Annotated in this window: 7 protein-coding genes; 1 reads left to right on the plus strand and 6 read right to left on the minus strand. The window is 70.2% G+C overall.

The window, feature by feature from the left end; translation table 11 throughout:
* Positions 1-5: 5 nt before the first annotated feature.
* The 5 genes from ABZ396_RS09565 to ABZ396_RS09585 all read right to left on the minus strand — a co-directional run bounded on the left by ABZ396_RS09565 (position 6) and on the right by ABZ396_RS09585 (position 7,420).
* Positions 6-1,775: a branched-chain amino acid ABC transporter permease gene (locus ABZ396_RS09565; protein ID WP_358914338.1), complete on the minus strand. Its 1,770-nt coding sequence runs from the start codon at positions 1,773-1,775 to the stop codon at positions 6-8.
* Between the two features lie 5 nt (positions 1,776-1,780).
* Complete coding sequence (locus ABZ396_RS09570) at positions 1,781-2,719, minus strand: branched-chain amino acid ABC transporter permease (protein WP_358914340.1); 939 nt, start codon at positions 2,717-2,719, stop codon at positions 1,781-1,783.
* 109 nt (positions 2,720-2,828) lie between these two features.
* On the minus strand, positions 2,829-4,037 hold the full coding sequence (locus ABZ396_RS09575; protein ID WP_358914775.1) for a branched-chain amino acid ABC transporter substrate-binding protein: 1,209 nt from the start codon (positions 4,035-4,037) through the stop codon (positions 2,829-2,831).
* A 496-nt stretch (positions 4,038-4,533) separates the two neighbouring features.
* Entirely contained in the window at positions 4,534-5,025 is a 492-nt protein-coding gene (locus tag ABZ396_RS09580; RefSeq protein WP_358914341.1) for a hotdog fold thioesterase, read from the minus strand.
* Between the two features lie 88 nt (positions 5,026-5,113).
* Complete coding sequence (locus ABZ396_RS09585; protein ID WP_358914343.1) at positions 5,114-7,420, minus strand: FdhF/YdeP family oxidoreductase; 2,307 nt, start codon at positions 7,418-7,420, stop codon at positions 5,114-5,116.
* A 269-nt stretch (positions 7,421-7,689) separates the two neighbouring features.
* Here ABZ396_RS09585 and polA point away from each other — a divergent pair, with 269 nt between their 5' ends.
* On the plus strand, positions 7,690-10,416 hold the full coding sequence (polA, locus tag ABZ396_RS09590; protein WP_358914345.1) for a DNA polymerase I: 2,727 nt from the start codon (positions 7,690-7,692) through the stop codon (positions 10,414-10,416).
* Between the two features lie 1,191 nt (positions 10,417-11,607).
* On the opposite strand, the gene ABZ396_RS09595 is transcribed toward polA, so the two are convergent.
* Positions 11,608-12,447, minus strand: coding sequence for a DUF4184 family protein (locus tag ABZ396_RS09595; protein ID WP_358914347.1), 840 nt, complete (start codon positions 12,445-12,447; stop codon positions 11,608-11,610).
* Positions 12,448-12,592 lie beyond the last annotated feature (145 nt).

Below are 12,592 nucleotides of genomic sequence, written 5' to 3' on the forward strand. Positions count from 1 at the left end.
GTTGCTCACGCCCCTGCCTTGGTGACGGCCGGATCGTCGCTCAGCGTCGCCTGCGCCGGTACGTCGAGCTGGCCGGTCTCGTGGAACTCCAGCTGGCGGCGGCGGTTGGCGATGATGCCCTCCGGGCGGAACCGCATGAGCAGGATCAGCGCGATGCCGAAGGCGAACAGCTCGTAGTTCTGGAGGAACTGGAGTTTCTCCGGGACCAGGTAGAGGACGCTCGCGCCGAGCAGGGGGCCGCTGACGGTGCCCATGCCGCCGAGGACGACGGCGGCCAGCAGGAACGCCGAGTTGGGCGGGGCGGCGCCGGCGAATTGGTAGGGCTGCGGGTTCACGCTGTAGTTGACGTGTGCCATCACGGAGCCGGCGAGGCCCGCGAGGGACGCGCCTAGGGCGAAGGCGATCAGCTTGACGCGGAAGCCGTTGATGCCCATGGCGGTGGCGGCGGTCTCGTCCTCGCGGATGGCGATCCAGGATCGGCCGATGCGGGAGTCGGCGGCACGGGTGAAGACGAGCACGACGATCGCTGTGACGATGAGCATCAGGAACAGGTAGTTGGCGAACCGTCCCAGGGTGAACCCGCCGATGTCGTGTGCCTCACCCAGGTTGAACCCGAAGATGTTGAGGTCCGGGATCTGGGTGATGCCGTTGGGGCCGCGGGTGATGTTCGGTCCGGAGTCGCCGTCGAGGTTGTTCACGGTGATACGGAAGATCTCACCGAAGCCGAGTGTGACGATGGCCAGGTAGTCGCCGCGCAGTCGCAGGGTCGGCGCACCGATCAGCACACCGAAGATCAGCGAGGCGGCCATGCCGGTGAGGGCGGCGGCCCAGAACGGGAAGTGCACACCGGAGAACCGGGAGTACTCCGAGCCGGAGACCAGCGCGGCCGCGTAGGCGCCGACGCCGAGGAATGCGACGTAGCCGAGGTCGAGGAGGCCGGTGAGGCCGACCACGATGTTCAGACCGAGGGCGACGGTGGCGAAGATCAGGATGTTCACGCCGACGTTGGCGTTGTGATCGTCGCTCTGGGTGAAGGGGAAGATCACCGCGGCGACGAAGGCGAGGGCCGAGGCGAAACTCTTGTGCTGGGCCGAGATCGTGGCGTAGCGGTCGACCAGACCGGTGTGGATCAGAGCCCAGACGGCGAAGACGATCAGCAGCAGGAAGCCGATGAAGGTCTCGCTCGCGTCGTTGTCGATGCCGATGCCGTAGGTGAAGGCCACCAGGGCGATCGCAGTGCCGGCGGTGATGATGCCGCGCTCTGCCAGCGGGGACACCGTGGCGGGGCGGGGCTGCTGGGGCTTGGCGAGGTAACCGCGGAAGCCGGTGCCCGGGGCCGGGTGGGGCAGGGCGAGGGCGCCGACGACGGACAGCGCGGAGGCGGCCATCGCCACATAGGCGCCCGGGTCGAGGTTGGCGAGGCCGCCCAGGTCGACGGCGATGGCGATACCGGTGAACCAGCAGACGGTGAACGCCGACAGGGCGGTCAGTAGAACGGGGGAGGTGGCGTTCGCCGGGTTCAGCCAGCGCAGCCCCTTCAGGTTCCACAGGGTGAGCCCCATCAGCAGGGTGAGGGCGCCGCCGACGAGGGCGAGGATCTGCAGTCCCGCGGGGTAGCCGTAGACCGTCAGGTCGCCGGGGAACGCGGACGTCCAGGTCCAGCTGAGGAAGGCGCTGGCGATGGTGCCCACCGCGCCGACGACGATGAGCAGACGGGCGACGGCCTCGGGCAGCGGAACGAGCCCGGCCCCGGCCTTGGCGGTGGTGTCGGTCATGCCGCTCACGCCCTGTCCGCGACGCGTTCGCCCAGCAGACCTTGTGGTCTGAAGAGGAGTACGAGGATGAGGAGGACGAAGGCCCACACGGAGGCCCAGCCGCCGCCGCCGAGTTGCTGCATGCCGGGGACGTTTGCGATGTAGGCGGTGGCCATGGCTTCGGCCACGCCGAGGACGAGGCCGCCGAGCATGGCGCCGTAGATGTTGCCGATGCCGCCGAGGACGGCCGCGGTGAACGCCTTCAGGCCGGCGATGAAGCCCATGTCGTAGGAGACGGAGCCGTACTTGAGCCCGTACGAGACACCGGCGACGGCCGCGAAGAAGCCGCCGATGGCGAAGGCGATGACGATGATGCGGTTGGTGTCGATGCCCATCAGCTGGGCGGTGTCCGGGTCCTGGGCGGTGGCCTGCATGGCACGGCCGGTGCGGGAGAGCCGGACGAAGAGGGCCAGGACCGCCATGCACAGCGGGGCGGCGATGATCAGGAAGACGTCACCGCTCTGCACCGTCACGGAGCCGATGTGCAGCGGACCGAAGGGCAACTGTGGGAAGACCCGGGCGGTCTTGGCGTCGCCGTCGACGTGGTACCAGTTGAAGACCGCCTGCTGCAGAGCGAGCGAGAGGCCGATCGCGGTGATCAGCGGGGCGAGGCGTGGCGCGCCGCGCAGTGGGCGGTAGGCGAATCGCTCGGCGCCGACGGCGATGAGCACGGCGACCAGTGCGCCGCCGATGAGCATCGCCGGCAGGGCAATCCACATGGATATGCCGTCCGGTAGGACGAGGTAGACCGTGAGTGCGCCGAAGCCTCCGGTCATGAAGATCTCGCCGTGGGCGAAGTTGATGAGCTGGACGATGCCGTACACCATCGTGTAGCCGATGGCGATCAGCCCGTACATCGAGCCGAGGAACAGCCCGTTGGCCAGCTGCTGCGGCAGGGTGTTCACCGCGTGGCCTCCATGTGGTGGGGAGAGTCAAGGGGGGCGTAGAAGGCGGGCCGCGCGGTGACGGTGGTCTGCGCCGCGCGGCCCTGGTGGAGCGAGGTGTTCCGGTGGGTTACTTCGGGTTGGCCACGCCGCTCCGGACGGACTTCCACGCACCGTTCTTGACCTGGTAGACGGTCAGCTGCTTGTTCGTGGTGTCGCCGTACTGGTCGAACGCGATCTTGCCGGAGATGCCGTCGAAGGTGTTCTTCTGGACGGCGTCGACGATCTGGGAGCGGGCGTCGTCCGGGGTCTTGCCGTCCTTCACGACCTGGCCGACGGCCTTGATGATCGCGGTGGTGGCGTCGTAGGAGTACGAGCCGTAGGTGCCGTAGTCACCGGGGTACTTCTTCGCCTTGTAGGTGGCGACGAAGTCCTTGGCGGCGGGCAGGGTGTCGACCGGGACGCCGATCGACGTCACCAGGTCGCCCTCGGCGGACTTGCCGGCGGTCTTGATGTAGGTGTCGCTGAACATGCCGTCGCCGCCCAACAGCGGGATGTTGGCGCCCGCGGCCTTGAGCTGCTTGGTCAGCACCTCGGACTCGTCGTACTGGCCGCCGTAGTACAGGATGTCGGCGCCCGAGTTCTTGATCTTGGTGACCAGGGTGGAGAAGTCGCGGTCACCGGTGTTGACGTGGTCGGTGCCGATGACCTTGCCGCCCTGCTTGGCGAACTGCTCCTGGAAGATCTTCGCGAGACCCGCGCCGTAGGTCTGCTTGTCGTCGACGACGAAGGCCTTCTTCTTCTTGGCGACGTTGTAGGCGTAGTCCGCCGCGTAGGCGCCCTGCAGGGCGTCGGTGGTCGCGGTGCGGAAGTACGTCTTGAACGGGCGGGACTTGGTGGTCTGCCAGTTCTTGCCCTGGGTCAGCTCGGGGGCGGTGTTCGACGGGGAGATCTCCACCAGGTTGGCCGTGGCGAAGACCTGCTGCATCTGCGTGGCCACACCGGAGTTGAGCGGGCCGACGACGCCGAGCACGGTCTTGTCGGAGACGAGCTGGGTGGCATTCTGCTGGCCGGTGGCGGGAATCGCCTTGTCGTCCAGCGCCTTGATCTTGAAGGTGACGCCCGGAACGGTCTTGTTCTTGTTGGCGTCGTCGACGGCGATCTGGGCGCCGTACTGGATGCCGAGGCCCGTCGCGGAGTTCTGGCCGGTGAGCGGGGCGTCGACGCCGATCGTGACCGTCACATTGCCGCTGCCGCCGCCCTTGCTGTCGTTGCCGCGGGAGCCACAGGCGGTGAGGGTCAGAGCTCCGGTGGTCAGCACGGAGGTAAGAATCACCAGAGAACGCTGTCGCACAATCGATCCTTTCCACGGGCATGGTCGCTCCTTGAGAGGACGACAGATGCCGCGCCGGTACCGAACTCCCGATGGAGCGGTGACTGGCCGTGACTCTAGGCGCGTGCGTGGAACGTGGAGGAGAGCTTGACCAAGGCTGTGATGCTCTTGTTATGACACGAGGTAATGCAGAGCGGTACAACGTGGGGGGAAAGCAGGAATTCGGTCCGATTCGCCCCGTCCACATTCTGAGAACCCGCAGGACTCGCCATGATTCTTTCAGGCGTCTCGGCGTTTTTGGTCGTTACACGTTTCTGTTGCCGTGGGCGACTTTCGGGACGGTTGAGGCGGGTCGTGAACCAAGAGAACTGGGCGCTTAGGCGAATGCACATTACATGCGTATTACGCAGAGTTACAGCGAGGAAAGAAAGTCAAGGCTTCGGAACTTCTTCGCGTTTCCCGGCGCGGGCGAGGCGGAGAGGCGTCGCCCGCCGGGCCTCTGTCAGGCCTGCGCTGTCTGGACGTGGACCTCGTCGCCTGGGCGCGCGTCCCGCAGCAGGCAGGTGAGCCGGGCCGTGCACACCCGCCCGCCCTCCTCGTCGCTGATCACGATCTCGTACGTCGCCGTGGAACGCCCCCGGTGGACGGGCGTGGCCACGCCGGTGACGAGGCCGGAACGGACCCCGCGGTGATGCGTGCAGTTCAGGTCGACGCCGACCGCGATCTTCGAACTGCCGCCGTGCAGCATCGCCCCGACCGACCCCAGGGTCTCCGCCAGCACCGCGCTGGCCCCGCCGTGCAGCAGCCCGTACGGCTGGGTGTTGCCCTCCACGGGCATGGTGCCGACGACCCGGTCCGCCGAGGCCTCAAGGATCTGCACGCCCATACGCATGCCGAGGTGGCCCGCCGAGAACAGGGCCGGCAGGTCGACGCCGAGCGCGGCGTACTCGTCGATGACCTCCTGCGGGAACTTCACATGCTGCTGCTCGCCCATGGGCAGGCTCCGATCGTCGTACGGCTGTCTCTCCCCTGAGCAAACGCTCAGTCGGCCGTCGATTCTTCCAGACGCACTGAGCGTCTGCTCAGACGGCGGCCGTCGGCTGCTGAGCGCCGCTCTCCAGACGGACCACGACGGACTTGCTGGCCGGGGTGTTGCTGGTGTCGGCGGTCGCGTCGAGCGGCACCAGCACATTGGTCTCCGGGTAGTACGCGGCCGCGCAGCCCCGGGCCGTCGGGTAGTGCACCACACGGAAGCCCGGCGCCCGGCGCTCCACGCCGTCCTTCCACTCGCTCACCAGGTCGACGTACGACCCGTCGGCGAGGTCCAGCGCCCGCGCGTCCTCCGGGTTCACCAGGACCACCCGGCGGCCGTTCTTGATGCCCCGGTAGCGGTCGTCCAGGCCGTAGATCGTGGTGTTGTACTGGTCGTGCGAACGCAGCGTCTGCAACAGCAGCCGGCCCTCGGGCAGTTCGGGGTACTCGACGGGCGCCGCCGTGAAGTTCGCCTTGCCGGTGGCGGTCGGGAAGCGGCGCTCGTCGCGCGGGGCGTGCGGGAGGGCGAAGCCGCCGGGGCGACCAGCAGAATCCGTCACGCGCGCGTTGAAGTCCTCGAAACCGGGGATCACGCGCGCGATACGGTCGCGGACCGTCGCGTAGTCCTTCTCGAACTCCTCCCAGGGAGTGGCGCTGTTGTCACCGAGCACCCGGCGCGCGAGCCGGCACACGATCGCCGGCTCCGACAGCAGATGCGCGCTCGCGGGATCCAGACGGCCGCGCGAGGCGTGCACCATGCCCATCGAGTCCTCCACGGTGACGAACTGCTCGCCGCTGCCCTGGAGATCGCGCTCGGTGCGGCCGAGCGTCGGCAGGATCAGCGCCCGCGCTCCGGTCACGACGTGCGAGCGGTTGAGCTTCGTCGACACGTGCACGGTCAGCCGCGCCCGCCGCATCGCCGCCTCGGTGACCTCCGTGTCGGGTGTGGCGGAGACGAAGTTGCCGCCCATCGCGAAGAACACCTTCGCCTCGCCGTCGCGCAGCGCGCGGATGGCGCGGACGACGTCGAAGCCGTGCTCGCGCGGGGGCGCGAAGCCGAACTCCTTCTCCAGGGCGTCCAGGAAGTCCGGGGCCGGGCGCTCGAAGATGCCCATCGTGCGGTCGCCCTGCACGTTCGAGTGGCCTCGGACCGGGCACACGCCCGCGCCGGTGCGGCCGATGTTGCCGCGCAGCAGAAGGAAGTTGACCACCTCGCGGATGGTCGGGACCGAGTGCTTGTGCTGGGTCAGACCCATGGCCCAGCAGACGATCGTCCGCTCGGAGGCGAGCACCATGCGCAGCGCCTCCTCGATCTCCGTGCGGGTGAGGCCGGTCGCGGCGAGCGTCTCGTCCCAGTCGGCGGTGCGGGCGGCCGACGCGAACTCCTCGTATCCGTGGGTGTGTTCGCGCACGAACTCCTCGTCGACCGCGCCCTCGGTCTCCAGGATCAGCTTGTTGAGGAGCCGGAACAGCGCCTGGTCGCCGCCGAGACGGATCTGCAGGAACAGGTCGGTGAGCGCGGCGCCCTTGAGCATGCCCTGGGGGGTCTGCGGGTTCTTGAACCGCTCCAGGCCGGCTTCCGGGAGCGGATTGACACTGATGATCTTCGCGCCGTTGGCCTTGGCCTTCTCCAGCGCCGACAGCATCCGGGGGTGGTTGGTCCCCGGGTTCTGCCCGGCGACGACGATCAGGTCGGCCTTGTAGAGGTCCTCGAGCAGGACACTGCCCTTGCCGATGCCGATGGTCTCGCTCAGCGCCGAGCCCGAGGACTCGTGGCACATGTTGGAGCAGTCCGGCAGGTTGTTGGTGCCCAGTTCGCGCGCGAACAGCTGGTACAGGAACGCGGCCTCGTTGCTGGTCCGGCCCGAGGTGTAGAAGACGGCCTCGTCGGGGGAGCCGAGGGCGGCGATCTCCTCACCGATGATGTCGAAGGCGCGCTCCCAGCTGACCGGCTCGTAGTGCTCGGCGCCCTCGGCGAGATACATGGGGTGGGTGAGCCGCCCCTGCTGGCCGAGCCAGTAGCCGCTGCGGTGGTGCAGATCGGCGACGGAGTGCTCGGCGAAGAACTCGGGCGTCACCCGCCGCAGGGTGGCCTCCTCGGCCACGGCCTTGGCGCCGTTCTCGCAGAACTCGGCGGTGTGCCGGTGATCGGGGTCCGGCCAGGCGCAGCCGGGGCAGTCGAAGCCGTCCTTCTGATTGACCCGGAGCAGCGTCAGCGCGGTGCGCTTCACACCCATCTGCTGCTGGGCGATGCGCAGGGTGTGCCCGATGGCCGGCAGCCCCGCGGCCGCGTGCTTCGGCTCGGCGACGCGCGGCGCGTCCTGCACCGGATCCACCTGGGGCGGCTTCGTAGCCATCGCACGCTCTCCCTTTTTGCCAGTACTACTGTGCTGTACATCCGATACTCGCACGCGCCGCCGACAACGATGGAGGGCGGGCTCCTGGGAGGGACGGGAGCAATGCTTGCGTCTCCCTGTTGCCAAGCGGCGCCGCCCGGTGGTGCCGAACCGGCCGTACCCCTCCTCGGAGCTGTCCCGTCCTCGGACCTGTCCCGCGACGGCGCCGATCTCACGGCGACCCGAACCGTCGGCCCGCACTGTCAGTGCGGCGTGGCAGGATCGGGGGCGTGGCAGACACAGCATCGAAGAAGACCGACAAGACCCCCGGCGGTACCCGTCCCCGGCTGATGCTCATGGACGGGCACTCGCTGGCCTACCGCGCGTTCTTCGCGCTGCCCGCGGAGAACTTCACGACCGCGACGGGCCAGCCGACGAACGCGATCTACGGCTTCGCGTCGATGCTGGCGAACACCCTGCGTGACGAGGCGCCTACGCACTTCGCGGTGGCCTTCGACGTCTCCCGCAAGACCTGGCGCTCCGAGGAGTTCACCGAGTACAAGGCGAACCGTTCCAAGACCCCGGACGAGTTCAAGGGCCAGGTCGAGCTGATCGGCGAGCTCCTGGACGCGATGCACGCGCAGCGCTTCGCCGTCGAGGGCTTCGAGGCCGACGACGTCATCGCCACGCTCGCCACCCAGGCCGAGGCCGAGGGCTTCGAGGTCCTCATCGTCACCGGCGACCGCGACTCCTTCCAGCTGGTCACCGAGCACACCACGGTCCTCTACCCGACGAAGGGCGTCTCCGAGCTGACCCGGTTCACCCCGGAGAAGGTGTTCGAGAAGTACGGCTTGACGCCCGCCCAGTACCCCGACTTCGCGGCCCTGCGTGGCGACCCGTCCGACAACCTCCCCGGCATCCCCGGCGTCGGCGAGAAGACGGCCGCGAAGTGGATCAACCAGTTCGGTTCCTTCGCCGATCTGGTGGAGCGCGTCGACGAGGTGAAGGGCAAGGCCGGCCAGAACCTCCGCGACCACCTGGAGTCGGTGAAGCTCAACCGCCGGCTCACCGAGCTGGAGCGCCAGGTCGAGCTGCCGAAGGCGGTCGCCGACCTGGAGCGCGCGCCGTACGACCGCAAGACCGTCGCGATGGTCCTGGACACCCTGGAGATCCGCAACCCATCGCTGCGTGAGCGGCTCTTCGCCGTCGACCCGGGCGCCGAGGAGGCCGAGTCCACACCGGTCGCGACGCAGGGCGTGGAGGTGGACGGCACGGTCCTGGGCACCGGCGAGCTGGCCGGCTGGCTCGCCGAGCACGGCACGCTGCCGCTGGGCGTCGCCACCGTCGACACCTGGGCGCTGGGCACCGGCTCGGTCGCCGAGGTCGCGCTGGCCGCGGCCGGGGGAGCGGCGGCCTGGTTCGACCCCGCCGAGCTCGACGAGGCCGACGAGAACGCGTGGGCGGCCTGGCTCGCCGACGCCGCGAGGCCCAAGGTTTTCCACAACGCCAAGGGGGCCATGCGGGTCTTCGCCGAGCATGGCTGGAGCATCGACGGCGTCAGCATGGACACCGCGCTCGCCGCCTACCTGGTCAAGCCCGGCCGCCGCTCCTTCGACCTGGACGCGCTGTCCCTGGAGTACCTGCACCGCGAGCTGGCCCCGGCCGCCGCGGCCGACGGTCAGCTGGCCTTCGGCGCGGACGACGGCGCCGAGGCCGAGGCCCTGATGATCCAGGCCCGCGCGATCCTCGACCTCGGCGACGCCTTCGAGGGCCGGCTCCGGGAGGTCGGCGCGGCGGACCTGCTCCGTGACATGGAGCTGCCGACCTCCGCGCTCCTCGCCCGGATGGAGCGGCACGGCATCGCGGCCGACCGCGCGCACCTCGAAGCGATGGAGCAGATGTTCGCGGGCGCGGTCCAGCAGGCCGTGAAGGAGGCGCACGCCGCGGCCGGGCACGAGTTCAACCTGGGCTCGCCCAAGCAGCTCCAGGAGGTCCTCTTCGGCGAGCTGGCCCTGCCCAAGACCAAGAAGACCAAGACCGGCTACACCACCGACGCCGACGCGCTGGCCTGGCTGGCCGGCCAGACCGACAACGAACTGCCGGTGGTCATGCTCCGGCACCGTGAGCAGGCCAAGTTGCGCGTGACGGTCGAGGGCCTGATCAAGACGGTCGGTTCGGACGGCCGTATCCACACCACGTTCAACCAGACGGTGGCCGCGACCGGCCGCCTGTCCTCCACCGACCCGAACCTGCAGAACATCCCGGTCCGCACCGACGAGGGGCGGGCGATCCGCCGGGGCTTCGTGGTGGGCGAGGGCTTCGAGTCGCTGATGACGGCCGACTACAGCCAGATCGAACTGCGTGTGATGGCCCACCTCTCCGAGGACGAGGGCCTGATCGAGGCGTTCACCTCCGGGGAGGACCTGCACACCACGGTCGCCTCCCAGGTGTTCTCCGTCGGCCGCTCGGCCGTCGACGCGGAGATGCGCCGCAAGATCAAGGCGATGTCGTACGGCCTCGCGTACGGTCTGTCGGCGTTCGGCCTCTCCCAGCAGCTGAACATCGACGCGGGCGAGGCCCGTGCCCTGATGGACACGTACTTCGAGCGGTTCGGCGGAGTCCGCGACTATCTGCACCGCGTCGTCGACGAGGCACGGGCGACGGGCTACACGGCGACGCTCTTCGGCCGCCGCCGCTACCTCCCCGACCTCAACAGCGACAACCGCCAGCGCCGTGAGGCGGCCGAGCGGATGGCGCTCAACGCGCCCATCCAGGGCACCGCGGCGGACATCGTCAAGCTCGCCATGCTTAAGGTGGACGGCGCGCTGCGCGAGGCGGACCTGAAGTCCCGGATGCTCCTCCAGGTCCACGACGAGATCGTCCTGGAGATCGCCCCCGGCGAGCGCGCCGAGGTCGAGGCGATCCTCCGCCGCGAGATGCCCGCCGCGGTCCACCTCAGGGCTCCGCTGGACGTCTCGGTGGGCGTGGGCCCGGACTGGGAATCGGCAGCGCACTAGCCTGCGGCGAGAGCCGACACAGGCCACGTCCCCGGCAGCCGGCAGAGGGCGCGTTCTCTGTCCGGCAGCCGGGAGAGAACGCGCCCCCCGGGGCCCCGGGGGGCGCGCCGCTCCCCGACGCCGCTGACGTGGCGTCCTCTGCCGCCACCCGGCGTAGGTCGGCTCGCCCCGGCAGCCGGCAGGCGCGTCCCCCCGGCGGCCGGCAGGGGGCGCCGCTCCCCGATGCCGCTGACGTGGCGTCCTCTGCTGCCACCCGGCGCAGGTCGGCTCGCCCCGGCAGCTGGCAGGCGCGTCCCTCCGGCAGCCGGCAGAAGGCGCCGCTCCCCGACGCCGGTGAAGCGGCGCCCTCTGCTGCCACCCGGCGTAGGTCCCGTCGCCCCGGCAGCCGGCAGAGGGCGCCACTGCGCGAACACCGGTGGGGTGGCGCCCTCTGCCGCCACCCGGCGCAGGTCGGCTCGCCCCGGCAGCTGGCAGGCGCGTCCCTCCGGCAGCCGGCAGGGGGCGCCGCTCCCCGACGCCGGTGAAGCGGCGCCCTCTGCTGCCACCCGGCGTAGGTCCCGTCGCCCCGGCAGCCGGCAGAGGGCGCCACTGCGCGAACACCGGTGGGGTGGCGCCCTCTGCCGCCACCCCGGACCCTGTCCGCTTACGCCCGCGGCCGCGCTTCATCCCCTTCTCCCAGCGGCCCTCGTTCTTCGCCGCGACGGCGCTCCGCCACGACAGTGGTACCCGACGGTGCCGAACCCGTCGGTCCCGGGACGTCCGGCGCCGCCGGATGACGCCGACGTGGTCACACGCGTCGCGGCGGAAGAAGCGGGGGCCGCTGTCGTCACTCAGCTGGCCCCCGCCAGAACGCCCCGGCCCCCGCCACCGGCAAGGATGCGGGCATGGGTATACGCATGCTTCACGGCCGGACGCCCAAGACCAGGCCCCCGGTCAAGGCCCGCTCCGCCGCGGCCCAGGTAACGGGAGGCCCGTCGGCCCCGCCCCAGGCACCCGGCGCAAGCTCAGCCCGCATCCCCACCGACCTGGCAGTCACCATGCGCAGAGCGGCCACCCGCCTCCGGCGGAGACTCCGCACCCGCCCCGACCCGCGGCAGTGGCTCGACCTCGCTCGCAGCTATCTCGCGCTGCTCCTCAGCGCACTCCCCGGTCTCCGCCGCCCCCGCACCATGCCCGTGTTCGTGGCGAGCCTCACCGAACGGCCGAAGGATTCCGGCGCACGTCGCCGGCCACCGGAGCCGGACGCCACACCCTGACCGCCACGGCGTACCCCAGCACCCCGAGCAGCAGCCCCGCACCCGCTCCGAAGAGCACCGTGGGCAGCAGCTCCCAGGGCTTCGCCGTCGAACCCCAGTACGCCCACCACCGCGTGGCCCGCTGCACCGCGGCGACCAGGGCGCAGCCGGCCATCCCGACCCCGGCCGACCACCGCTCCCGTACGGACAGCAGCGGCACCCCCACCGGCTCCCGGGCCGGGGCCCGCCGTACGGCGCGGACCGCGAACACCGCGAGCACGGCCGCACCCACCGCCGAAGTGCCGTACTGGAGCAGGGTGTACAGCGGCATCCCCGCGACGTTCCGGCCGATCGCCGGGATCAGCCGCGTCCCCCAGCGGTCGTGGTGCGTGAACGCGTCCCAGACGACATGCGTGAGCGCGCCGAGCACGGCGGAGGCGTACCAACGGGCCGCGACCCAGAGGCCGGCACGCGCGCGTGGCGCCCCGCAGCGCAGCAGGGCCGCCGGCCGCCCCTGCCCGGCCAGGGGCACGAGGGCCACGAGCGGCTCCCGAACCAGCATCCACAGCGCCACCAGCACCCAGGAGAAGAGCACGTCCACGGTGAAGACACCGGTGAAGGAGTGCGTGAACTCGCCGAACTCCATCGCGTCCGGCACGGCACTCGCCGCGTAGTAGGTGAGGTCAGGGGCGAAGGACCCCGCGACGAGCACCGGCGGCATCAGCCGCCCGCGCCCGGTCCCGTCGCCGCGCACGGCGGGCAGCACGGCGGCGGCGTGGCTGAGAGTGAACGGCACCGGGCCCCTGGAGCAGTCGTCGGCCGGAGCGCCGAACCGCGATCGCGTACGACAAGTACCCGCGACGCCACCATCGTTCAACGCGGAATGGCCAACTGGTGAAAATCGGGCACTGTCGGGTGTGCGCGGAATGGAAGTTGTCGTA

Origin of the sequence: Streptomyces sp. NPDC005866, assembly GCF_040629895.1 — a bacterium.
In the GTDB taxonomy this organism is placed as follows: Bacteria; Actinomycetota; Actinomycetes; order Streptomycetales; family Streptomycetaceae; genus Streptomyces.